This is a genomic window from Acinetobacter sp. AKBS16 (genome assembly GCF_002899995.1).
Taxonomy (GTDB): domain Bacteria; phylum Pseudomonadota; class Gammaproteobacteria; order Pseudomonadales; family Moraxellaceae; genus Acinetobacter; species Acinetobacter baumannii.
On the sequence record NZ_POYH01000024.1, the window covers coordinates 24851 to 48913 of the forward strand.

General features: G+C 33.2%; 22 protein-coding genes and 1 pseudogene. 5 read left to right on the plus strand and 18 right to left on the minus strand.

All coding sequences use genetic code 11. The features are described 5' to 3' along the window. Window positions 1-13 precede the first annotated feature (13 nt). A complete protein-coding gene (locus C1642_RS03625; protein ID WP_001176279.1) occupies window positions 14-739 on the plus strand; it encodes an outer membrane protein OmpK in 726 nt (241 codons plus the stop codon). Between the two features lie 53 nt (window positions 740-792). Here the strand turns inward: C1642_RS03625 and hpxO are convergent, their stop codons facing one another. Then, window positions 793-1950, minus strand: a complete 1158-nt coding sequence (gene hpxO / locus C1642_RS03630; protein WP_032058959.1) for an FAD-dependent urate hydroxylase HpxO — start codon at window positions 1948-1950, stop codon at window positions 793-795. Window positions 1951-2149: 199 nt separating this feature from the next. Between hpxO and alc the strand changes: the two genes are divergently transcribed. Both alc and C1642_RS03640 read left to right on the plus strand, forming a co-directional pair. After that, entirely contained in the window at window positions 2150-3160 is a 1011-nt protein-coding gene (alc, locus tag C1642_RS03635; protein WP_103235925.1) for an allantoicase, read from the plus strand. Next, window positions 3157-3660, plus strand: coding sequence for an ureidoglycolate lyase (locus C1642_RS03640; protein ID WP_213064247.1), 504 nt, complete (start codon window positions 3157-3159; stop codon window positions 3658-3660). Before alc ends, C1642_RS03640 begins: the two co-directional genes overlap by 4 nt. A gap of 123 nt (window positions 3661-3783) precedes the next feature. Here the strand turns inward: C1642_RS03640 and parE are convergent, their stop codons facing one another. Beyond that, a complete protein-coding gene (gene parE / locus C1642_RS03645; protein ID WP_000195974.1) occupies window positions 3784-5667 on the minus strand; it encodes a DNA topoisomerase IV subunit B in 1884 nt (627 codons plus the stop codon). A 14-nt stretch (window positions 5668-5681) separates the two neighbouring features. Next, window positions 5682-6263 (minus strand): YqiA/YcfP family alpha/beta fold hydrolase, encoded by a 582-nt coding sequence (locus C1642_RS03650; protein WP_103235927.1) that lies wholly within the window; start codon window positions 6261-6263, stop codon window positions 5682-5684. 212 nt (window positions 6264-6475) lie between these two features. Between C1642_RS03650 and C1642_RS03655 the strand changes: the two genes are divergently transcribed. After that, the gene (locus tag C1642_RS03655) at window positions 6476-7819 is read left to right on the plus strand and encodes an alpha/beta fold hydrolase (protein ID WP_001139636.1); all 1344 of its coding nucleotides are present in this window, start codon (window positions 6476-6478) and stop codon (window positions 7817-7819) included. A 48-nt stretch (window positions 7820-7867) separates the two neighbouring features. On the opposite strand, the gene C1642_RS03660 is transcribed toward C1642_RS03655, so the two are convergent. The 4 genes from C1642_RS03660 to C1642_RS03675 form a co-directional block, all read right to left on the minus strand. Further along, complete coding sequence (locus C1642_RS03660; RefSeq protein WP_000770991.1) at window positions 7868-8401, minus strand: hypothetical protein; 534 nt, start codon at window positions 8399-8401, stop codon at window positions 7868-7870. 149 nt (window positions 8402-8550) lie between these two features. Then, window positions 8551-8955, minus strand: coding sequence for a hypothetical protein (locus tag C1642_RS19105; protein ID WP_228153825.1), 405 nt, complete (start codon window positions 8953-8955; stop codon window positions 8551-8553). 370 nt (window positions 8956-9325) lie between these two features. Then, window positions 9326-9943, minus strand: a complete 618-nt coding sequence (locus tag C1642_RS03670; RefSeq protein WP_000569740.1) for a hypothetical protein — start codon at window positions 9941-9943, stop codon at window positions 9326-9328. Between the two features lie 216 nt (window positions 9944-10159). Further along, window positions 10160-10513, minus strand: a complete 354-nt coding sequence (locus tag C1642_RS03675; protein WP_000787570.1) for a DUF5991 domain-containing protein — start codon at window positions 10511-10513, stop codon at window positions 10160-10162. Between the two features lie 144 nt (window positions 10514-10657). Here C1642_RS03675 and C1642_RS03680 point away from each other — a divergent pair, with 144 nt between their 5' ends. After that, window positions 10658-11314, plus strand: a complete 657-nt coding sequence (locus C1642_RS03680) for a haloacid dehalogenase-like hydrolase (protein ID WP_103235928.1) — start codon at window positions 10658-10660, stop codon at window positions 11312-11314. 164 nt (window positions 11315-11478) lie between these two features. Here the strand turns inward: C1642_RS03680 and C1642_RS03685 are convergent, their stop codons facing one another. From C1642_RS03685 to C1642_RS03735, 11 genes and pseudogenes are all read right to left on the minus strand, one after another. Next, a complete protein-coding gene (locus C1642_RS03685) occupies window positions 11479-12207 on the minus strand; it encodes an RND transporter (RefSeq protein WP_103235929.1) in 729 nt (242 codons plus the stop codon). A 318-nt stretch (window positions 12208-12525) separates the two neighbouring features. Then, the gene (locus tag C1642_RS03690; RefSeq protein ID WP_103235930.1) at window positions 12526-13251 is read right to left on the minus strand and encodes an SH3 domain-containing protein; all 726 of its coding nucleotides are present in this window, start codon (window positions 13249-13251) and stop codon (window positions 12526-12528) included. Window positions 13252-13369: 118 nt separating this feature from the next. Then, the gene (locus C1642_RS03695; protein ID WP_103235931.1) at window positions 13370-14170 is read right to left on the minus strand and encodes a hypothetical protein; all 801 of its coding nucleotides are present in this window, start codon (window positions 14168-14170) and stop codon (window positions 13370-13372) included. A gap of 50 nt (window positions 14171-14220) precedes the next feature. Then, complete coding sequence (locus tag C1642_RS03700; RefSeq protein ID WP_103235932.1) at window positions 14221-14955, minus strand: lysozyme inhibitor LprI family protein; 735 nt, start codon at window positions 14953-14955, stop codon at window positions 14221-14223. An 11-nt stretch (window positions 14956-14966) separates the two neighbouring features. Continuing rightward, a complete protein-coding gene (locus tag C1642_RS03705) occupies window positions 14967-15239 on the minus strand; it encodes a hypothetical protein (RefSeq protein ID WP_228153826.1) in 273 nt (90 codons plus the stop codon). A gap of 371 nt (window positions 15240-15610) precedes the next feature. Further along, window positions 15611-16518, minus strand: a pseudogene (locus C1642_RS03710) (hypothetical protein). A 170-nt stretch (window positions 16519-16688) separates the two neighbouring features. Continuing rightward, window positions 16689-16877 carry a hypothetical protein gene (locus C1642_RS03715; protein WP_000266124.1) on the minus strand — a complete coding sequence of 63 codons (189 nt, stop codon included), beginning with the start codon at window positions 16875-16877 and terminating at the stop codon, window positions 16689-16691. A 191-nt stretch (window positions 16878-17068) separates the two neighbouring features. Next, window positions 17069-17599, minus strand: a complete 531-nt coding sequence (locus tag C1642_RS03720; protein WP_103235933.1) for a hypothetical protein — start codon at window positions 17597-17599, stop codon at window positions 17069-17071. Window positions 17600-17601: 2 nt separating this feature from the next. Next, window positions 17602-20040 carry a hypothetical protein gene (locus C1642_RS03725; RefSeq protein ID WP_103235934.1) on the minus strand — a complete coding sequence of 813 codons (2439 nt, stop codon included), beginning with the start codon at window positions 20038-20040 and terminating at the stop codon, window positions 17602-17604. A 2-nt stretch (window positions 20041-20042) separates the two neighbouring features. Continuing rightward, on the minus strand, window positions 20043-20576 hold the full coding sequence (locus C1642_RS03730; protein ID WP_000866182.1) for a hypothetical protein: 534 nt from the start codon (window positions 20574-20576) through the stop codon (window positions 20043-20045). Window positions 20577-20583: 7 nt separating this feature from the next. Further along, window positions 20584-23985: a type VI secretion system Vgr family protein gene (locus tag C1642_RS03735; protein ID WP_103235935.1), complete on the minus strand. Its 3402-nt coding sequence runs from the start codon at window positions 23983-23985 to the stop codon at window positions 20584-20586. Window positions 23986-24063: the final 78 nt, after the last annotated feature.

Consider the following 24063-nt stretch of genomic DNA (forward strand, 5'->3'; position numbering starts at 1 on the left):
GGAGATCATTTAAATGCAATTAAAGCAACTTGCGGCGACTTGTGCCTTGTTATCTGCAACTGCCATGGTTCAGGCAAAACCAATCTGGCAAGATTTTAGCGTGACTGGACTTTATGGTGAAAACTATGAAGTTGTAGATGACAAAGAAACCACCATTACTTTGGAATATGCAGCAAAAGTTAAATACGCTGATGTGTTTTTCTTTATGGACCGCATGCGTGGCGAAAATGACCACAAGAGTACTTATTTTGAGTTATCACCACGTTTAAGCTTAGGTGAAGTTTCTGGCAAAAAACTGGCATACGGCCCAATTAAAGATGTGCTCATTAGTACCACTTGGGAAAGTAATAGCGAAAACGGCAATAACTTCGACAACTTCCTTTATGGTTTTGCAGTTGATTTAGATATCCCATATTTCCAATATGCGAATTTAAACTTCTACCGTGCGAATAATGAGAACACTGACGACGATTATCAAATGACATTCGTTTATGGCATTCCATTTAAAATCGCATCTGAAGATTTCTTGGTAGATGGTTTCCTTGACTGGTCAACTGCTGAAGGCGACCATGCAAGCGAGTTGAACTGGACCACTCAATGGAAATGGAATGTAGGTAAACACATTTCTCCTGATACACGTCTATACCTCGGTATTGAGCATTCAGTGTGGAATAATAAATTTGGCCTTCAAGGTCGAGACGAAAATAACGTCAGTGCTTTGGTTAAATACCACTTCTAAAATTTTTATTTAGAAGATAAAACGGCAAGGAAAACTCCTTGCTGTTTTTGTTTTTAATCGAGTGGATTACCCACAATATTGCTAATAATCCCCTGCATAATATGTCCGCCTTGTTCACGGCGTAGTTCTGCATACCATGCCTGCGTGACCGTTTCATCTTTCATATGCGTTACGTCGCAGCGTTTGCGCGCACGAAGCACCAATTCATTGGCACGTTCATTACGCTTGTTTTGATAGCGGCGTAAAGCATCTTCTAGTCCCAAAGTGTTAATTTGCAAAGACCGCGCTAAATAAATCGCGTCTTCCATAGCTTGGCAACCGCCTTGCCCAATATCAGGTGTCGTGCTATGTGCAGCATCACCTAAAATCACCACACGACCTTTATAAAACTGTGTGAACGGTTCAATATCATGTATTTCTACCCGATTGGTTTTTTGCGAGTCTAAGCGCTCAATAAGCTGCTGCACTGGCTGACACCAATCAGCAAAATATTGTTTTAAAAGTTTTTTATATTCATCCCGATTATTATCTAACCCTGCTGGTAAAGGTACATCTAAAAAGAAATAAAAACGTCCATCCGCAACTGGCATCAGAGACGCGCGCTTGCCCTCTCCTACATAAGTCGTCCATTGCTGAGCTGGTGCTAAATCTTCGGATATTTCAACCAGACCATTCCAGTTCACATAACCTGCATAGCGACGTTGTACCTGCTGACCTAACACATAGGCCCGAGTCATTGAATGCGTACCATCTGCCCCTATGAGTAAATCAGCCTGTGTTGAGCTACCATCAGCAAAATGGACCTCTACAAAATCAGCTTTATCTTCAAGGCCTACCATTTTTTTGCCTAAATAAATCTGATCTCGACCAAACTCATCCATTAACATATTTTGTAAATCGGCACGTGCAACCGGATAAGGACGTTGTCCTACTTCTTCAATTAATGGCCGTAAACTGAATTGCGTCATCACATCTCCAGTTAAACCATCTACATAGGCCAAGTCATCCATTTGTCCACCAAGTTTGGCGATTTTCTCAGTTAATCCCAGATAATTTAAACATTTCACACCATTTGACCACAGCGAAATTGCGGCGCCGACCGGAAGAATCTTTTCAGTTTGCTCAAAAATACGAACTTGGTGACCAAATTTCTTTAATGCAATGCCTGTGGTTAGACCTCCCATTCCCGCACCAATAATCACCACATTCATAACACGCTCCTATAGATATTCACCTATAGGGTGCTTATGCTAAAAACATGCCATCGTTCAAAATTTATTTAGCTTTTCCACAAAACTGGCATGCACCATGCTTATATATTTATGTATAAAACTCATCTCAACACGCTCAGTGTGAGTGCAGTTTTAAATGAAAAATCATGTTTTTAACAAGAAATACGGATACTCCATTATGGCAACATTGCACGCTCCAGCTTTTGAACTTCCTGAAATTTTGAATACTAAAACAAATTTGGCAGATGCCCGAATTGGTGCACAAGTGATTGAGTGTTCAGATGATTTCTTTGCAGAAGCAAAGCGTATGCTGCAATTTGAAGCACCTATTTTTGTTGAAGATAAATTTGATGATCATGGCAAATGGATGGACGGTTGGGAAACCCGCCGTAAGCGTCATGCAGGCTATGACTGGTGTATTGTGAAACTAGGTGTGAGTGGAAAAATCAGTGCACTTGATATCGACACCACGTTTTTTACAGGAAATTATCCTGCTTCTGCCTCATTAGAGGCATGTTATGCACCAAATGGTGACCTTACTGGGGCAAAGTGGCAGAGTATTTTAGAAAATACCGAGCTAGGGCCGAGTCAACATCATATTTTTATGGTCAATAATGATGCAATTTTCACGCATATACGCCTCAATATTTTCCCAGATGGTGGTGTTGCCCGTTTACGCGTTTATGGTGACGTTCATATTCAGGTGACCGACCACGAGCAGACTCTCGATTTATTGGCCTTAGAAAATGGCGGTCGTGTAATTGCTTATAGCGATGCGCACTTTGGACATCCACGTAATTTGATTAACCCAGGCCGTGGCGTCAACATGGGAGATGGGTGGGAAACCAAACGCCGCCGCGCACCAGGTTATGACTGGTGTATTCTTGCATTGGGTAAAAGCGGAAAAATTGAAAAAATTGAAATTGATACGGCGCATTTTAAAGGTAACTTTCCTGCTGAAGTTTCTATTCAGGCGGTCTACCTTGAAAATGCAACCGATGCACAACTGATTCCACAAAGTATGTTTTGGTCTTACTTACTTGAAGCCCAACCTATGCAAATGGACCATATTCATGAATATGTGAATGAAATTTTACAGCATGAAAAAATCTCTCATATCCGTATTAACATGATTCCGGATGGTGGTATTAGCCGTGTCCGTTTATGGGGAAAAATTGCCAAGTCATGATCATGAAGAATATTCAAATTCAGCCTTTAACCATTGAGAACTTTCAGCCCTTCGGAGAAGTCATTTGTTGTGACGGGCATGATTTTTTTCATATTAATGATGCACACACCGAGCGCTACCATGCGCTCGTTGAAACTGAAATTGAAGGGGAAGCAAAGGCAGGAATTAGTATTTTCCGTAATATTAAGGCCAGTGTGTTGCCTCTAGAAATTTCAATGCTAGAGCGCCATCCGAAAGGCTCTCAAGCATTCATTCCATTACAGCAACAAAAATTTTTAATTATTGTGGCTCCTGGTTTAGACGAAAATACTCCTGATATTTCAAAACTATGTGCTTTTGTTTCGGATGGCAAGCAAAGTATCAATTATCGGGCAGGTACTTGGCATCATCCTTTGCTTACCTTTGAAGCACCGAGTGATTTTGCAGTAGTGGATCGAATTGGAGGCGGTGCAAATTGCGATATTTTTCAATTTCCCCATCCGATAAAAATTACTGTCTAAATTAAAATAGACAAATCTATCTATTTTTTAATTTAATAGTAGAACCCGTTGTGGTGATTTCCAACAATTTAGGTTTAAATAAAAAAATCCCCGCCAATTGAGCGGGGATTTTTTTATTTATTTTTAAACCGTAATATCAGCTAAGTTACCCTTCTGCTCAAGCCATTGCTTACGGTCTGCTGCACGTTTTTTTGCAAGGAGCTTGTCGAGTAAACCTGCCGTTAAATGTGCATCATCTAGATCGAGTTGCACCAAACGACGGGTGTTCGGATCCATTGTTGTTTCACGTAGTTGAATTGCGTTCATCTCGCCCAACCCTTTGAATCGGGTAATTTGCGGGTTCTTATTGCCTTTAACATTTTTCAAAATGGTTTCAAGCTCTTCATCATCTAGCGCGTAATGGACATCTTTACCAATGTCGATACGGAACAATGGTGGCATTGCTACATACAAATGCCCTTCTTCAACCAATGCTGGAAAATGTTTAACGAATAAAGCGCAAAGCAAAGTCGCAATGTGTAAACCATCCGAGTCAGCATCGGCCAAAATACAGATTTTGCCGTAACGTAATTCAGATAAATCATCACTGCCTGGGTCTACACCAATTGCAATGGCAATGTCGTGAACTTCCTGAGAAGCAAGTACTTCATCTGAAGAAACTTCCCATGTATTTAAGATTTTTCCACGAATTGGCATGATGGCTTGAAAGTTCTTATCACGCGCCTGCTTGGCACTACCGCCCGCAGAGTCACCCTCGACAATAAAGAGTTCACTTTCTTCACGTGTTTGGCCCACGCAGTCTGCCAACTTACCCGGTAAAGCCGGGCCAGAAACAATCTTTTTACGCTCAACTTTTTTTGCAGCTTTTAAACGTCGTCCTGCTTTAGAAATTGCCATTTCAGCAAGTTGCATGGCAATTTCAGCATGCTGGTTGAGCCAGAGCGCAAACGCATCTTTAGCAATGTTTAAAACAATATTGGCAGCTTCACGACTCGAAAGACGCTCTTTGGTTTGACCAGAGAACTGTGGTTCTTGGAACTTAAGGGATAAAATATAGTTCACGCCATCCCAAACATCTTCAGCCGAAAGTTTAAGATTACGTGGTAATAAATTACGTAACTCACAGAATTCACGTAGCGCTTCGGTCACCCCCGAACGCAAACCGTTCACATGAGTACCACCTTGTGCAGTTGGAATCAGGTTGACATAACTTTCTTGAACCTGTTCGCCACCCTCTACATTCCAGCAAATCGCAAATTCACATGCCGCACGGTCTGCTTGGCCACTGCTTACAAATGCAGGGTTTGGCAAAATTTCACGATCTTGTAATTCATCCATCAAATAATCGACAAGACCATTTTCAAATTGCCATTCGATTTTTTCATCGTTAATTTGATCGATATAAGTGATTTTTAAACCAGCAGCTAGAACAGCTTTGGCTTTTAAATTATGTTTAAGTGCTTTTAAAGCAAATTTTGGGCTATCAAAATATTTAGCTTCAGGCCAAAAACGTACAGTAGTTCCTGTCGCACGTTTAGGTGCTTTACCTTCTAACACCGCTAAAGGAGCAACGGGTTCACCTTGCTCAAATGCCATCTGGTATAAATTACCCTGCCGCTGAACTTCTACCTCAACACGTGTAGATAAAGCGTTTACAACCGAAATCCCCACACCATGTAAACCACCTGAAAACTGATAGTTATCAGTACTAAACTTACCGCCAGCATGCAGCTTGGTTAAAATGATTTCGATACCACTTTGTCCATATTCAGGGTGAATATCGACTGGCATACCACGGCCATTATCTTCAACTGACAATGAACCATCTTTATAAACCGTGACACAGATTTTGTCGGCATGACCGGCTAAGGCTTCATCGACAGCATTATCAATAACTTCTTGGGCTAAATGGTTAGGACGAGAAGTATCGGTATACATCCCCGGGCGACGACGAACAGGGTCTAAACCGGAAAGAACTTCAAGCGATTGAGCCGTATATTGTGTCACGTTGTACGTTTTCCTTATTTGATGGTGTGCGCAAAGAATTCGATCACTAAGGGTAATTTTTCTTCAAAATCTTCCATGGCATGATTGCCATGAGCATCCGTCAAAATCAATGAGGATGGTGTTGCAGCACTATAATAGCGTTGTGCTTGACGATAATCCAAAATTTCGTCGCCTTGTTGCAACAAGACGAGTATTTTGTCAGCATTTTCAGGCTGTTTCAGTTCCAGTTGTTCTAACTGTCGTAACTGAACATGATCAATTGACCATTGATCGTTCACCTTATAAGGCATGCTTTCAACTTGAAATAACTCATCAAACAGCTTCCATGGTTGCATAGCAGGGTTAATCAGTACAGCCGGAATATTATATTTCGCGACAAAATATGTCGCAAAAAATCCACCAAGACTACTGCCGACTAAAGCCACCTCTTGTAAAGACTCAATCAGCTCTGAAATCTGTGCTACTACCTGTTCCGGAGATCTATTTAAATCTGGCAAATGCACATTTATGCCCAATTCGCTACAATACTGCTTAAGGCTGAGCCCTTTAATTGAAGAAGAGCTACTATTAAAGCCATGGAGGTAGATAATATTCATATATTTTTCCCTCTAAATTGAGAATAAACTCACATTTTTGTTCTCAGTTTGTATATAAAAACACTATTGTCAGACAAGAAAAACCACTCAACTTACCATTCATCAGTATTTTAAAAACATGTGTTATTTAAACTACTAAGATGGAAACGTTAGCTGCCGTTCATAAAAAGTACAGCTTAAAACGTCGGTTATAACGTAAATGGGGGAAAGATATGCCGAGCTTAACACCGTTACATGAAACTTATTGTAAATGGGATCGTACGCCACCTAGTCAGGCCGACGTACTAGAAGGTTTAGCTCAACTGTTCAGTACCAGCTTAAATGGTGTACATGAATTAATACAAGTCATTAATATTGAAGTATTAAAAAATGCTTTTGGTATTAGTGCCCAAAATGCTAAAAATTTCCAAAAACGGCCCTCTGTCCAAAAGGCATATCAGTTTTCTTATGGTGCCTTACAAAAATATGGTAGTTGTTTTTTAGCACCAGGGCTGCGTCGCATTATTGAAAAATTTCCAACCCTTCATGAGAAGCCATTAACACCAACCCTTCATTTTTTAGTAGGAGTGTTAAATGGTATTTTCGGAGACTATCTACTTAAACAGCACAGTCCCCTCGCCTTGCCAATGGTTCTATACGACCACTACGGTGCAATCCAACAAGGCGAACTTGCAGGCCGTATTGTAATTTTAGTTCATGGTTTGTGCATGAACCATCTTACTTGGTCAAATGCACATTATGGCGGGATTGGTGAGCGTCTGTTAGCGCAGCGTGACCACAACACGATGCTGTATTTAAATTACAATACAGGCCGCCGTATTTCAGCCAATGGCCGCAGTTTCTCAAATTTATTAGAAGATTTAGTACAGCGTAATCCAAGAATTACCAGCATTGATTTAATTGGTCATAGTATGGGTGGACTAGTTTCCCGTAGCGCACTGTTTTACGGTAAACAAAATATGTACCAATGGATTCATATGGTCGAAAACCTCGTCTGTATTGGATCTCCCCACCACGGTGCAGTACTTGAGCGTTTTGGATTTGCACTACAAGATCGGCTAGGCGCTTTTCCATTTGTTGGCCTAATTGGTCAGTTGGTTAACATCCGTAGTAATGGGATTTTAGACCTACGCCATGGTAGTGTTCGAGATGATGACTGGGAATACATGGATGCCCGTATTGGTATGATGGATGACAACCGTGCTCCGGCTCCTCTACCTTCCCATATCAATACCTTTTTAGTGGCAGGAACACTCGAGTTTGAAAAGGTGCGTAATAAAGCGCTTACCGTGATTGGCGATTACTTAGTGAGTGTAAAAAGCGCACTAGGTGAACATCCTAATCCACGTTTTCAGCTTAAAGTTCCAGACTCACATAAAGCGGTGTTTTATGGCTTAAATCACTTTGAAATTCAGTATCACTCAAGTGTTGCCGAACAGATTACTCGCTGGTTATATCCTCATGTAAATGATTATGTGCAAGACGGTATTCAAACCCATATTATTGATATGCCGAACTATACGCTCGAAGATTTAGAAGGAATTGTAGAGACTTAAAAAAAGCCCAACTTTTGTTGGGCTTCTTCTAAATTGTATAGTTTACAATCATTTAAATCTGTCATAAATTTTATATTTAGAAATATTCTTAATCGATGTTTCCTTATGTAAATATCCATTTAAGACAGATATAATATTTATATCTTCCCCTATTTTACCGCAAGACAAATTTACGTCGACAGAGTCCTCTATTTTGAATCCTTCTTTAATTTTTTTTTGATCTAATGCTCTTGAGTAAGCAAATGAATTATTAGGACTATAAATCATAATAAGATCAGTTTTATTATTTTTCATATCAGCCCAATAAATATAATAGTCTTTAGTTTTATACTGGATATGGCTACATGAACCAGTAGAAATCCAATTTTTATCTTTTAGATTAAATCCTATTTGTTTTACTAGTTTTTTATTTTCTAGGCTAAAACTATCATCCCAGACATCAGAACATTGGACGTCTGGCAGCACACTCACTTGTACTGCTGGTTTACTCCAATACTTCATACATTCTTTCGCACTTTCTGCATATAAATTTATGCTATTTAATAAAAGATATATCATTACTGCTATCTTTAATAATTTCATTATTAACTTAGACCTTTATTCTAAAATTTTCAAAAAAATTTACTACTATCTTACATTCAAGCTTATCTTATATTTTAGAAATCAAATAATATTTTTAGATAGCATTCAAGTTAGCTAAAACATTTTACCCTCCACAATCAATCATTTTATTATTCACAAGCTTTCTTGATTATTTTATTAAAGTATAAACTAACACCATTTTTATCAACATCTGCTAACATTGCTACTAAATGTAGCTGTCCTTGATCATCAAAATATGACCTTTCTTGAAATGAGTTATATATAGCAACATCGATTGGAACAATATTAAATTCTTTGTTTTTCAAATCAACGATCATTTTTTTATTTTTATTAAAAAGTTTTCTAGCATAAATAAGATTTCGTTTAGAGTCACTTTCAACTAGGCAATTATTATTTTTATCTAAAGTAATAAACTCTTTAGTCTGATCTTCCTGTGTTTTACTTATAAAAAAGTGATATTGACATGGTGAGCCACAACTACCATAAGCATGAAAAATATTTTCATTTACTTTATCAACCTCCGGATATCTCATGTCTCTTAAAATAAAATTAGTTTTATTATCAGCGTTTTTTTACGACATCACAATATTCTTGATCATGCCCTTTACATTTCAATTCAACATTAAATGTATCTTTTGCATAGATGGTCGATCCAATAATAAATCCACAAAAGGTAAGAGCGAATATAGTTAGCTTCGTAATATAAAAAAGGTAAAATTTTATAATTTTATTTTTTAAATCTTTAAGCACGTTTATGCTTTTCTCTATAACCATGAACACTAATCTCTTAATTATCAAAAGACTCAATTTTCCAACCAAAAATTAATTCTGATACTTTTTTTAACACTTACACTAGACCTAAAAGAAAATTAGTATTTCTATAAATTAAAGGCACTAAATAAATTATTTCTTATCACCACCACAAGGATTTTTTATTTTCTTTTTAACCAATATTTCCCCATAATCATTTGCAATTAAATTTAAACTACCATCAGGTGAGAAAAAACTCTCCTCCTTAAAATAACTATAATAATCAAATCTTTGTAACAACCCATTAAATTCTTTAGTTTTTAAATCGACAATTTTTCTAGGCTTATTTGTAAACAATTTTCTAGCATAAATGACTTTTTTCTGACTATCACTTTCAATTAAACAATTATTTTTATTATCAATAGTAATAAATTCGTCTGTGGAATCCTCTTTATTTTGACTATAGAAAAGCGTAACTAAACATGGAGACCCACAAGATGTTTTCACTTTATATAAGTTTTTATTTATTTTTGAAATATTTAAAAGTTTGACATCTTTTATAACTATTTCATTCTTACTATTTATAGTTCTCACAATGTCACAATTAGAACTATATTCATCCTTACATTTTGCAGAAACTACAAAAGTATCATCATTTGCATATATATTAAAACTAAAAATAATTCCACTTAATAAAAAAATTGATATAAAAGTCTTTTTCATATTAAATCCTGTAACTTCCCTTATCTTTCGTTTAAATATTTCAATCATGTTCTATCCTATAACTACTTTCATCAACATCTTCATCACTTAGGTATTAAAACCTTTATCTTAGATATGCCGAGCCATATGCTTAAATGTTAACAATGAACTGTAAAGATATATAAAAAGTGAACTTATGTTAGGCTTTTTTATAAAATTTTAAAACTTTTCTTACTTTTTTTAAATATTAAAAAATAGAAAAGGTTATAAAGAACCCTATATCAATTATTTATCCTTATAAAATAGATTATCTTTGATATCTAAAACTTCATCGGAATAAAGATAATATTTTCCTTTCTTAAAGACTACTTTTCCTAACTTTTCACCAGTTTGAACTTTAAAGAAATATAGTTCGTTATTTTTCTCTTTCACTTTACATATATAAGATTTATCAACCTGAAAGCCAGCAATAGAATACTCACACTTTTTGGGTGTTAGCGTTAAAACCGATTCTATCGTCGCAACATTACCACCCGGCAACTCTTCTGAACTATAATAATGATAAGTACCATTCCACTTATCTGCATTTGCAAATGTGGTAACAAAAAGAGCCAGCAATAATAAACAAAAATTTTTCATTTAATTAATTTATAAATAATCAAGTCAAACTATTATAACCAAATTACAATACAATAAAATATTTTATTGTTTTATAAATCAACTATTAAAAATACTCTTTTTGAAAATTAATTCTTACCACAATTACCAAATCTAGAGAAATATATGAAAGAAATTGTTGTTTTTGACTTGGATGGGACATTACTATCGGGTGACTCTACAAAGGCATGGTTAACAGATAAATTGAAGTCTAATATTTTTAGATTTATCGCTGCACTTATTGTTACACCCATCGCTTTACCTCTTATGAAATTTAAGAAATATAAATCTAAAGGCGCTTCATTGTATTTATGGATTGCAACGTATAGTTTGAACGAAGAAGAATTAAAATACAGCTTTAAAAATTTCTCTAATAATATCAAAAACTCTCCCTCCAGTTCATTATATTGGTTTGAGCAAGGTATAGCCGAAGTTAAAGATCATTTAAACAATGGAAGAATTGTGTTTATTGCCACGGCTGCACCAGAAAAGTTAGCGAGCATTTTACTCGAGTCTACCAATCTAGATGTACGAATTATTGGTACTCCTTTACAAAATAAACTAGGAGGATGGGTAAGTGGAACACATTGTAGGGCTGAAGAAAAAGTAAAAAGATTGAATAAGCTTGATATCAAACAACCTTGGTTTGCAACATACAGTGATGATATTGATGATGGCTTACCTATTTTGATGGGCGCCAAAAAGCCCTACTTAATTAATAGTGATAACAACAAAATTAAAAATATTAAAATCAAAAATTTAAAGCTATTAAATTGGTTTTAAAGTTATGATATGAGTATTGTTTATATAAGCTTTCTACCGACTAAATAAAGATAGTATAGGCACTTTTATTACTAAAAGTGCCTATAAAAGTGATTTTTACCGGTTAATCTGGCACTAAATTAAATATAATTACACACTTAAGAATTAAGTAAAATATTAAAGCTCTATTTTATTTGATGAATTTGCATAAAACCTTCATTGCATTCTAAAGTTGAACCTTTTAAATTCTCACATTTAATTTTATTACCTTTTGTTAATCTAAATTTAAAACCATCATTAACTTTATAGCCTGATTTAAATTCTTTTGACATCACTCCCCAAACAGTAGGATTGTTTTGAACATATATAGAATTTATAGTATAAATATTTAAAGAATCATCCAGAGTAATTTTCTTTATATGATTTTGATCAAGAAAATTATAATCATATTGACCTTTTTTATTTGGTAAAACACTTGTATCCATTAGTTTAACAACAGCAATTTCTTTTGCTTTTTTATTAAAAATATAAAATTTATTTATGATATAAAAATCACCTCTTAATACATTTTCCGTATATTCCACAAAACCAATAAAATTATTATCTGAAAAATATGATGAAATAATATATCGATTCAAACCATATATTTTATTATTATCCAAAGTATATATATTATTTCCTTTCCTCAAAAGAATACTATAAGAATGAGCATTTTCATCACTAGAATTAAAAGAATTTTCTTTAGTTAGAATTTCATAATCTTGATCTATTTTTACAGATTGACCAATTTCATTAATACTTTGATATCCTTGAGAAATAAAACTATTTGAATCATCATATAGAATAATATTTTTTGCTTGAGAAAGGTCTGGTATTAATAAAGCTAATATTAAAAATAATTTACTTCTAGACATCTAATATACTCAATTTATCGACATAACATTATTGAATTTAAATCAATTATTTATTCAAGCTTATAGTTACAAACTCATATAAAGTAATGTTTTTAGTTTAAAGTATTCTTAAATTCAGTACCACTTAATTTTTCTAAAAAATACTTGTTAGCAGTTTCCTCATGTACATAATTATGTGCAAGAAGGTATTCAAACTCATAATTAATGAATTGAACTATACATTCAAAGATTTGGAAGGGATTGTAAAGACGTAAAAGAAGCCCAACTTTTGTTGGTCTTCTTTAATTAATTGGCTTTTGTAGAGGGAAGAAAATATTTTTAAATTTCAACTTTCCAAGCTTTATTGGCAACTACTTTTCCATTTTTCATATTTAAAACAATGTTATAAGCTGCTGTACCACCATTATTAAAAGTATTTAAAATATAAATATTATTATTTAAATAATATATTTTAAAATCAGCAAGCTCATTCTTGCCTCCATCGACACCATCTTTAGGGAAAAAATATTGCTCGAGCTCAGTTCTACTGATTTCTATTCTGTTATCTTTTTCTTTAACAATAATTTTATCAAGTTGTAAAAAATTATTGTTAGGTAAGCTACCATCTGTACCAAAGAACTTTTTATCATTAAAATACTTATATTCACCTTTAAAAGTTTTATAAAGTTTAAGATCTAAAATAGCTTTTTTTGCATACACTTCTACTATTATATTTTTATCACTATAAACAGCTTTTTCTCTAGAATATTGAGATAGTTTAATAGAAGTGTAACCACCAAAACTATTTATTCTATTTTTATAGACAAATCCAGTTACACCATTACTTGCATTAACTAAACAAAAATTATTAGTCTCTTCATCCATCACACAAGAAACAATTTCATTATTATTTAATTTGGTTGTAACTTTCGAACTTAAACTTGAATTTTCCCTTACATTCACATACCCATCTTTATCTTGAATAAAACCAAAATCAGCATATGAAGCCTCAGTAGATCCAATCATGAAAGTGGTAAAAACTATAAATTTAAGATATTTAGTCATTCGGTATTAACTTTTATTAATAAGAAAATATTTTCAATATTACCAATTATTTATAAGCAGCAAAAAAATTATATTAATTTATTACTGCTTATAAGAATATATTTATATTAAAATATTTCTATTTTAAAAAATATGAATACATATCATTATTTTCAATTTTCGAAACAATATTTTTATCACCCTTTCTCTTTTCAATAATATCTTTGATTAAAAAAGGTTTATTTTTATCAGGAATCAAGGAAAAAGAATATTGAATTGGGAAATTCTCATAATTAACTTTTCCAGTTGAAGTAAAATCTTCAGTTACTTTCTGAAAATCATATACCACTTGATATGACTTATCTTTTTTATTATACTTTATAGATGATAATTTTGTAAATTTCATTGAAGCATCATTTAAACTTCTTAATTTAACATTTATTGATAAAAATGATGGATTGTATATTCCTAAACTTTTTTTATTAAATACATATATATCACTTTTAAATTTTTTTGAATCATTATTGGATACAGGATTTGTATAACTTTCAATTGAAAAAATAGAAATATTATTATCATTATAAATAATACTAGTACCAATTGCTCCAACATCTGAAATAACAAAAGGAAGTTTATACTGACTTTCCCCTAATAGAATTTTAGGTTGATAGCTTATAAAGTAATAATTCTTTCCTTTTATTTCATTATTATTATTCAAAACCGGATTTAGTAAAACTGTAACTTCGCCATATGGAACAGTAATGATATTTTTTTTCAAATCTACATTTTTGCTGACATCAGTATATATAAAGGAAGAATTTAAAACACTCCGGTACCCTAATTTGACATTTACTGGCTGATCTTGATTATTTTCTATATTAAACTCAGCATTAGCAGCATTAGTCCAAGCTAACATACCAATTAAAAAAAATTTAAACATGCAGTTTCTCAGTTTACAAAAAATATTAATCTTTAAATTTAAAATTTACATCAGTCAACTGAACATACTAGTTTCATCTCTTTAAGATTATTATCTGTTGTATAATTAATTGCAAAATTTAAATTTATTAAATCTTCTTTTCTAAAGATTTTCGGAACTATATTCCAAACATTTTTACCGTTAGTAACGAATGCCAAATTAAATTCCGGAACTTTATTATTATTCATATCAATCTGATATTCCAAAGAAAATCCGTCTTTTTTCTTACCAACAATATTATATATACGTGGCTCCTTTAACCCTTGATCACAAGCTTGATATATATAAATTTTGTTTTTTAAAATTTTAATTGTACTTTCACTACAATAACATTCACCTGTTTCTAACTCTTTCACAATACCATTTGTGTATTTAAATGGTTTTATTAGGTTTCCCTCTAAACTATCAAGGTCCAGATATGACTTTTTCAAATCTTTTATTTTAGAATTATTAAAATCACTTAAACATTTATAGTTTTCACTACTTGCTTCTTTCCCATTAAATTTACATTTTAAATTTCTATTTTTCAACCAAGAACGTTGAGTATCTACCAGATACTTAACTTCATTTTTATTATCACTGATATAGCTTTTTATATCTGAATATATACTATTCAGATCATGCTTACTATTACTATATATTGTTTTCTCGTCTAATCGTTGTGGTTTATAATCTGCAGCATTTGAGTAAATACATACGCTGGAAACCAATAAAAAATTATAAAATTTAATAAAACTAGTTCTCACTATATGTACCTTCAATAAAAATTAATAAACTCACCATGTGTAGGCGTATCAAATTTAACAGTAACAATATTATCTATTGCTTGTAGTATACTAAATTTACCTATATCATCTTGTGCATTACTTAAAATATTAAAATTTATATTGCACATGCTATTTAAATTACTTCTACACTCATAATCTTTTACTAGCATATTTGTTAATTGATTAGCAAAAAACCTAGAAATAGTTTTTCTATCAGCACTCTCAATAATTTTCTCTCCATCTGTAGGATAATTTTTATACAAGTTTGTGATTAATTTTTTGAGTCTTTAAAATATTTATCATCATTACTTGCATTTGTAACACTACATAAAATAGATAGAAAAATAAATGTAAATAATTTGTATTTCATAAATTATACCTAAGCTGATAACCTATTTTACAAGAAAAAATTATAAAAAACTTCGCAACATTTTTTATTTTTCATTTACATTTTTTTGAAACTAATAGGGGAACATTTACTCTTTAAATATCTTCCTCGTGAAAAATACTTTGATATTTATGTAACAATAAAAAATATTACTAATTTTTTAAAAGGTTCATTAAAAATTTCTCTCTGTACCCCAACTATTGGGGTACAATCAAAGTATATATTAGTCTAATTTAAGTCCTTTTTTTATTTTAAATTTTTCTTTAAAATTTTACCATTTTTATCTCTATAACTTATTACGCCTGAACTATCAATTGAGTAGTAATCTCCTATTTTTTCCACTTTTAAATCAGGCTTTATTTTTATTAAATAAAATTCAGAACTAGAACTTTCATCTGTATCAATATATTTTTCAGCAATAGAATAAAAGCTATCTTTGAATTGAGGTAGGAATCTAAATGTATTTATATTTAACGAATCCACTTTTGTGTCATTAAGTACATTTATAAAATCAGGAGATATTTTTTCTAATTCAGAGAAAGAGTAAGCCCGATTATTAGAATTTTCAAGTTGCGTACATTTCTTAGCTGAGTTCTTCTCCCTACATTTAGAAAAAAAATCTGACGAAATTGGTAAATTGAGTTTTTTTATCACATTATTAGAACTAGAATTATTATATTTATTTATGCCTTTATCTATTTCAACTCTAGATTTAAAATCAAAACTTCCATTGCTATATGTATAACAAGTTTTGACTGCGCTATAAGAATTCCGATATTGATTAAAGTCACCATTTAAACAAAATGAATTACTATCAGACGAGAATTCTATAGGTTTGATATTTGACATCACACTTAATGAAGCAGGGAATGTGAAAACCTTAAACTTTTCTAAATCAATAACTGCAAAATATAAATAGTTTTTTTCTTTAAAATTCATTAAAATTTTGTTTTATCAAAATTCGATATTTTGTTTTTTAAAATATTATTATAATCTTTTAATCTTTCTTTGGAACAAAAATCCACCTCATCATAATCGATTGAGCAGTCCTTGACATCGATTTTATTGATATCCTTAGCTACAGATGTATTACTTGAGTATCCTAAAATTAATAAAACTACAAGTATAGTTGAGCTAACAGATACATTTTTCATTTTTTCACCATTTAGTCTATTTTTACAGATCGGCCAATTTAATTAATATTTTATATGCTTAAAAAAATACTATTTAAATCACCATGGAGAATAATATTTTCCCTGTGAAATTTTTGGCACTAACAGAGCTGATATTAAAAAATACTTTTTTAAATATATATCTAATCTCATCACTTTTCTTTACTTAAAGATAATGGGTTTTTAAGCAAATGGTATGGATCAAAATGCCCCACCAATCCTCTACTATCTTGATCCTTTGCTGGTAATGATTTATTACCTTTCCCATGATCTTTCAAATACCAAACATCAAAACTTTGATCCTTTTCTAATTCGATCACTAACAATAAATATTTCCACAAAATTCAATCTCCCTTAAATCTTAAAGGATTGCCAATCTCAATTTATACTTCTTGACTTAAATAGCTGTAAAATAAAAAAGGGAATTCTATCTTTAAGATAATATTCCCAAGTTAACTTGATTTTAAAAACTATCAGACTATTATTTCTAAATAAGACGAATGACCTATTAAAATTTATTTAACAATATAGATTAATCCTCATAGCAACTTATATAATCTTTAGAAAACAATCCAATAGAATCAATTTTACCTTGGTGATTAGCAGTGTAAATATAATAAGAATCAGAGTGCTGTGAGAGAAATTTATATTCATAATAGCTACCTCCCTCTTCCGCATCCATTTTTTTTGTTTTGGTAATATTTTTCAGCTTCAATAATTTTTTTTCATTTTCTCCAACGCTTATTCCATTAGCATCTATAGCATTAGGTTTTGTTGTATTTATTGCTGTTACCACTCCTCTTTTATCAACATCTACATTAGTTTGGTTATCATTAATAATAAGATTTTTTGATTTTTCACAATCTTTTACATTACTAATATCTTTATAATTTTGCACTATTATATTATTTTTATTTTTTTTAAAAACATCATCAAACTTATCTCCTAAATGAATACCATCAAGTTGATTAAAAGCTAAATTACTATTACTTAAAGCATGAACTTCTTTTTCTGCACATCCAGCAAAAAAAAGTATCAGCACAAATAAACTCTTTTTTTTCATCCTCAAATATCCTCTATATTTGCTAATAATCCTTGCATATGCAAATGATTATTATGTCTTGGCTTTTTGCTTTTTAGTTGAAAACACTTTGGAAAAATATAATTATGCTCTACACCTGCTTTAGCATTAGTGAAATATTCACTTATCATTAATTTGGATTTCCCCCATCCAAAGCTTATGAAATTATTTATTAGCTCTAAACTTCTTTGGTGGTCATACATTTCATCCTGTAAAGTCACAGCTTTAGCTTTTTTATCTTTTCTAAGATATCTTATATCTCCCGCTTCTCCATTAATATGGGATGCGCTCTCTCCGGGCGATCCATTGACTGTACTAAAACCATTGAATGAAATATCATCATAGCCCGATTTGCATAATCCACCTAAAAAAGCAGCCATTTCCACACTAGCAAGATAGTATCTTTGCTGTCCACTATTCATTAACATTTTATATCCGACATCACCCTGACGGTACGATGAGAAAGGTCGGACATCTATTAAGAAAATATTACCATTACCTAGTACATCCTTTTTTTCCCATCTCTTAGCAACTACATATCTCGATTTTCCTAAATTATGGGATTTCCCTTTTTGATCATAATAAATAAACTCAGCAAAACCTGTTGCAGCTTTATTCTCTCTTTTTATTTTCCCATTATGATAAATATGAAATCTAGTTGTATCACTTGTAACACTAGCTTGATTACTAACAGTTGTTAATGGCTTACCTCCATTTTCAGTATAAGTATTACTTTGTTTTACTTCATTTTTATTATTTTTCTGAGTTTTAGCTTGATCAGCTTGTTTTTTGGCAGTTTCCTCCTGCTTTTCTTTCTGATGCTTATTTAAATTTACATTTTGCTTCTGTTTTGCATCATTAGCTTCATATGCTTTTGAAGCATGAACCGCACTCCCATTCACTGTAAAAGCTTTTGTTACAGTATTTTTTTCAACTCGACTTAATATTAAACTTTTTCCCTTTATACCGAAGCCAAAAACAAATCCTGTTAACATTCGAACATTCAGTATACCGCGGCTATCTGTCCTTTTAGAGATTTCTCTACCTCTGTAAAAAATACTAAACAAAGTATTTGGAACAGGTTTATTATCCTGAGTTACTGAAATATTAAAAGAATGTACAGGAAGACTTACTTTTACAGTTTTATTTTTTAATGCTGCATTTGCTGTAAAATGATGTATAACTTGTTTATGTCCAGTACCCTGTACAGAAACTTCAATGTCTTGGCCTATCTCTGCAATAATATTTTGCTTGACCCCATGACTATCAGCAGTATGCTTTTTAATATTACCTTTATACGTAATAAAAAAATTCATATTAGAGATTGCTTTACCAGAGTCACCTTCAACTATTTGAATATTAAAGTCTACATCTTTAGATGAAGAGTCTTTCTCTTTTTCTGGAGCAGTAGAAGGTTGTGATTTTTCATTTCTTACTTCTTGTGGTGTTTTATTAGTTTGCGGTTTTGGTTGTGGTGTACTATTTTTTTCTAGAGTTGCTGGATGACTTGAAACCTTAAAATCACTTAGAATTGCTTTTTGTTTTTCATTTGCTTTTTGAATAATAGTATTTGACTCTTTTCCGTCAGCACAAATTTTTATTTCTGTATTGGGACTTCTAACAATAACAGGTAAATTACCATTCTCATCGCTCTTAACTTTAACCTTTGTTTCTCCAGAAACATATTTACCCTTATTTTGAGAAACAATTATTACTTCTTTATCCTTTAATTCCAAACCTAAATTATCTTTTAATGTAACGTAGATTTTTCTATTACAACATTGCTCCAAATCAAACCCACCAAAATTTTCAATATATTTTTTAATGTGGGTTCCATTACCATCTGTTTGTTTTTTACCATGAAATTTTGGGATTCCTAAGAAAGCTCCTAGTCCCCCTATTCCAACAAGATGCATACCAGCTATTGCACCCGATTCTGTTATTTCTATATTTTGAATGGTTGTACCGAAATATTCATTAAAATTATTATTTCTAAGTTGATTACATAAATATTTAATCCATTCCTTGATAATTTCATATTGAATTTCAGGATGCTTTAAAAAATCTTTTTTTGAATTTATATTTCTTTTTCCTGACCATTTCCCTACCCAGTTATTTGAATTAAATTGATTTTTCCAACTTATACGCAAAGAGGAATTCTTATCTGTATTTTTAATATCGGCATAGGATATACCTTGATCTCCTAAATAATATCCTAAATCATATAAGGCTTCTTCACCCCATTGGAATAATCCTATAAATCCCATTTCATTTGTTATACTGGCTGCTTCCATATTTATAGGGTGTGTTAAGGGTAGTAGTAAATTTGATGATGATTCTTTAAAACTAACAGCTTCAATAAATCCAGCTAGATTAGTCTCAAAACTTTTACTATCTTTTTCAAATTTAATCGTTTTTTTCATAATTAATCCCCCTTGTACCAATCCCCTACTTTATAATAGCTCATACTAACTGAAGTATTATTTTTTAAATAAGTATTTAACACAGATCTGGCTTCATCATATTCTCCATTTTTTGCACAACTTAAAGATACTTTAGAATTTTCTCCTTCTTTTTTGGGGGAACTTACTTTTCTGAAATAAGAAAATGAGCTTTTATCATTATATGCAATCCATATTTCATCTCTATCTTCCTTATAATATGCGCGGTAAATATAATAATTGTTTTTATTATATGAAACTTTAGAACACTCACCTGTTGACATCCATTGATTATTATTCGGTTTTAACTTCAATTGATTCAATAGCTTCAAGCGACCTTGGGTCACATTACTTTTTCCATACTCCCAAATATTTTCACATTCCACCTCTCCCAAAACCTTGAGAGATGCAGCAGATTTTTCACTCCAATACTTCATACACTCGTTTGTACTTTCTGCATATAAACTTATACTGTTTAATAGAATATATGTACCTATTACTATCTTTAATACTTTCATTATCAGCTTAGTCCTTGATTCTGAAATTTTCAAAATCTGATTTTAAATCATCATCTTCAATTTGTTCATTACTATCGTGGTCATGGTTATGCTCATCATCACCTCCACAGCAGGGTTCATCTGAACTTTTTCCTTGACCATCATTGATTATTTCTTCAATGAGTTGTAATTTATCTGAATGCACATCATTTTTGCCTAATAAAAGAATTTCAATATTATCTGGATTATCACTAAAGATTCGTCTAGTCCTTGCGAACTCATCAAGGAAGCCAATATATTCTGTTTTTTTCGTGTGATTAATGACTTTATATTTAAATCCATCTTTTAATAAATTAGTATTAATTAATTCACTAAAATCAAATCTTCGACTAAAAATTCCACTCTCAGGCATTTTCGGCAACTCAGCATTTACTGTTGCCCCACCCGTAAACAAATGCTGCCCAGCTTTACTTTCAAACTTACCACCTGTTGTCGAAAATACGCCATTGGCATTAATTTTGAGCTGTGAACCACCTGCCGTTAATACAATTTCTTTTGGACTCGTAAGCTCGATTTTTTCTTCGGTAGAAATGAGCTTAATCACCTTCTTCGCAATTGCTTCAATAGCATCATCTTGTGCTTGTAGTTCGAGCTTTCCTTTTGCTGCATAAGCACGCAAACCTTTTTGAGCAGCGAACAAACTAATTTTGTCTTGTGCGTGCCCAATAATATTTTTTTGCGCACTTAAATTAATAGAACCGCTGGCACTTTCGGCAATATCTTGCGACGCTTGTAAAATAATATTTTCAGGTGTCGTCAAGGCAATGCCATTTGGCGATGCTAATAACATCAAGGCTTGTCTAAAGATTTTGCCTTGTTCTTGCTGTTTAGTATCGGAACTGCTTTCTAAACCTTGGGTATAACCCTCCATAAAGCCTTGTAAAGAACTCAATGCTTTAGAAGGTGACACTTCCAATTTACTGCCTTTACTAAAAGTTCCACACGTACTCATCAAATCAAAGTCTTTAGTCTCGACATTTGCTAAGACTTTCCCGACCTCTTGAATACTTTCAAATGGATTTTTATGAATTCGGTCTTTAATACTTGCGAGTTTTCCTTTAACAATATCAGGGCCATGTTCTTCAACGTTTTCGATGAATGCTTTTAAATTTTCTACCGCATCTTTGGCATCGCTAAAGAAAGAATTGAATTCATCTACAACGCCTTTTGCGTTTCCTCCTAGTGCACCAATGTCTTGAATAAAGCCACCACAGTCTTTTAGGGCATGGATAGGATCGTTATTAATACCTTCTTTGAATAGGTTTACCGTACTATTTAATGCCTGCCCTGTGGTTTTTAACTCAAGCGACTGGATGAATTTGGGTAAGCGATTAATTACATTCAAAGCATCAGTTTGTTGCTTGGCTGCAACTTCACTGAGCATTTTCATGCTTTCATAGCCTTGTGAAAGTAAGGATTGTGCTTGTGCGGCCTCTAAATGGTCTGCAATCGCTTGCTCTTGTGCATAGGTACTAATGAGCATGCCTTTACCCGCCCGCACAGCTCCCCAAGCGTCTGTTCTAAGCTCAAAGCCTTCACCACGGCCTTGGCTTGTCGCTTGTTCTTTCGGATGGCTTAAATTACCCAAATTCAGCTGTGTTGCTGCATGGCTACTTTGGAGTTGGGTACTAATTTGTCCTGTTGTGTCATCAAAACGTAATTGGTTAAAGCCGCTCCCGTTTATTTCCTGACTGCGAATTCCACTCAGTTTTTTAGTTGCTGGAAGCTGACCTTTTACATCGAACTTGGTGGGTGAGCGCTGCGCTTCATGGATGCGCCCAGTCACAAATGGACGGTCGATATTGCCATCAAAAAAGTCAATAACAACCACTTCACCAATACGCGGTAAGAAACGTGCGCCATAACCTTCTCCTGCCCAAGGAGTCAGTACATCCACCCAAGCCGAGTCGGTATCGTTGTCATTGCTACCTGCGCCACCATCATGGCCATGATCATCACTACGGGTAAATAGAAAACGTACTTTAATGCGCCCCCATTCATCGACATGAATGGTTTCTCCTTGTGGCCCCACGACTTTTGCTCGTTGTGGATAGGCAATTGGTCGGTGCTGTTCTGGATTATATTCAGGTGCAGTCTTGATTTGACGGCGTATTAGAGTCAGTTCATTACCTTGACGCTCTATATCATCATAACCGTGTTGGTCCCAACGACTTTGGGTTAATAACTGGCTAACTTGCTGATGTAAATCTTTAGGTAAGTTATTTTGGTTATAGAAGTTTTTAGCAATAATCAGGAACTCTTGATCTGCCCCTTCATGCTGATCAATTTCAGGGTGTTCACGTAGATTAAACCAATAGCCGACTTGGCTATCGCGGACACTACTATAGGCTTTAAAGTATTTAGCCCGACTCGCATGCATATCGGTGAAGTGCTGATTTAGTTTTTCTAACTGACTACTACCCGAAGCGGTTGCCTGATCTTCCCCTTTTAAATCTTGCATCCAAGCGGGGCTTACGTGCCATGCTTGCTCAAGACTTAAAGTGGCGGAGTCAAAGCTGTCTGAATGTGTATGCGTAGTAACAACCGAACCATTACCCTCTTCTTGTGCAAGGGCATCGGGTTGCCAGCGCTGCACATGTACCGCTGTTGGTTGCAAACTCCGCACTGCAACAAAACCAGTAATACTATCTTGATATTCGGTTGCGCTACTTCTGTGATAGCGAATACTACGACGCTCTAAAGCCTGATACTGGCTATTGTCATCAATTAATCTTAGTTTTTGAGCTTGTATTGGCGCAGTAAAATGCGGAACAAAAAGCTCTGACTCATCAATGAGCCAACTAATGCCTTCACTTCGCCATAAACGAGTAAGAAAGTCATAGTCAGACTCATTGTGCTGCATGGTGAAAGGTCGAATATCATAATTTTGACTTAACCCACTCAAGTCAAGACTTAAACTCGCAGCAAACAGTGGACTTTTTTCTTGCCACTCTTTAAATAAAACTTCGGTAATTTCTACGATACTTTTATTCATAAAAACACGACTATTACGGCGTTTGTGCCATAAATTTGTCGCGTCTTCTATAGTCAGCTTATAAAGCGTTAAAGCACCATCACTTTGTCCATAACTGGCCTCAGTCACAATACCTGTTGTTCGGAACAATTGGCCCGAATCTGTGACCTGATCAACAGCGACTTGAACGCCAATAAATTGCTTCAATGCAATTTGGGCATTGGTTGAAAGGCAAATCAACTCTGCCATTAGACCACCATTCAGCTGATGTTGGCCTTCTATACGTTGTAAGAATATTTGGTTATTGAGTAGTTCATTAGAAAACTGTACATGGATAGCACGTTTCTGAGCATTTAGCCCTATTTTTTCCAAGACACTAAATATATTAAAAAGCATTTTTTTATAATCATAAGGATATATAAACGGCTGCACTTTATAAAAAACAGAACTATCTGTCTACAAAATTATGCGTTA

What these genes read in the sequence shown, in the direction of transcription:
- C1642_RS03625 (WP_001176279.1), top strand. Translation starts at nt 14, where the DNA reads ATGCAATTAAAGCAACTTGCGGCGACTTGTGCCTTGTTATCTGCAACT.
- hpxO (WP_032058959.1), bottom strand. Translation starts at nt 1,950, where the DNA reads ATGAATGTGGTGATTATTGGTGCGGGAATGGGAGGTCTAACCACAGGC.
- alc (WP_103235925.1), top strand. Translation starts at nt 2,150, where the DNA reads ATGGCAACATTGCACGCTCCAGCTTTTGAACTTCCTGAAATTTTGAAT.
- C1642_RS03640 (WP_213064247.1), top strand. Translation starts at nt 3,157, where the DNA reads ATGATCATGAAGAATATTCAAATTCAGCCTTTAACCATTGAGAACTTT.
- C1642_RS03650 (WP_103235927.1), bottom strand. Translation starts at nt 6,263, where the DNA reads ATGAATATTATCTACCTCCATGGCTTTAATAGTAGCTCTTCTTCAATT.
- C1642_RS03655 (WP_001139636.1), top strand. Translation starts at nt 6,476, where the DNA reads ATGCCGAGCTTAACACCGTTACATGAAACTTATTGTAAATGGGATCGT.
- C1642_RS03660 (WP_000770991.1), bottom strand. Translation starts at nt 8,401, where the DNA reads ATGAAATTATTAAAGATAGCAGTAATGATATATCTTTTATTAAATAGC.
- C1642_RS19105 (WP_228153825.1), bottom strand. Translation starts at nt 8,955, where the DNA reads ATGAGATATCCGGAGGTTGATAAAGTAAATGAAAATATTTTTCATGCT.
- C1642_RS03670 (WP_000569740.1), bottom strand. Translation starts at nt 9,943, where the DNA reads ATGATTGAAATATTTAAACGAAAGATAAGGGAAGTTACAGGATTTAAT.
- C1642_RS03675 (WP_000787570.1), bottom strand. Translation starts at nt 10,513, where the DNA reads ATGAAAAATTTTTGTTTATTATTGCTGGCTCTTTTTGTTACCACATTT.
- C1642_RS03680 (WP_103235928.1), top strand. Translation starts at nt 10,658, where the DNA reads ATGAAAGAAATTGTTGTTTTTGACTTGGATGGGACATTACTATCGGGT.
- C1642_RS03685 (WP_103235929.1), bottom strand. Translation starts at nt 12,207, where the DNA reads ATGTCTAGAAGTAAATTATTTTTAATATTAGCTTTATTAATACCAGAC.
- C1642_RS03690 (WP_103235930.1), bottom strand. Translation starts at nt 13,251, where the DNA reads ATGACTAAATATCTTAAATTTATAGTTTTTACCACTTTCATGATTGGA.
- C1642_RS03695 (WP_103235931.1), bottom strand. Translation starts at nt 14,170, where the DNA reads ATGTTTAAATTTTTTTTAATTGGTATGTTAGCTTGGACTAATGCTGCT.
- C1642_RS03720 (WP_103235933.1), bottom strand. Translation starts at nt 17,599, where the DNA reads ATGAAAAAAAAGAGTTTATTTGTGCTGATACTTTTTTTTGCTGGATGT.
- C1642_RS03725 (WP_103235934.1), bottom strand. Translation starts at nt 20,040, where the DNA reads ATGAAAAAAACGATTAAATTTGAAAAAGATAGTAAAAGTTTTGAGACT.
- C1642_RS03730 (WP_000866182.1), bottom strand. Translation starts at nt 20,576, where the DNA reads ATGAAAGTATTAAAGATAGTAATAGGTACATATATTCTATTAAACAGT.
- C1642_RS03735 (WP_103235935.1), bottom strand. Translation starts at nt 23,985, where the DNA reads ATGCTTTTTAATATATTTAGTGTCTTGGAAAAAATAGGGCTAAATGCT.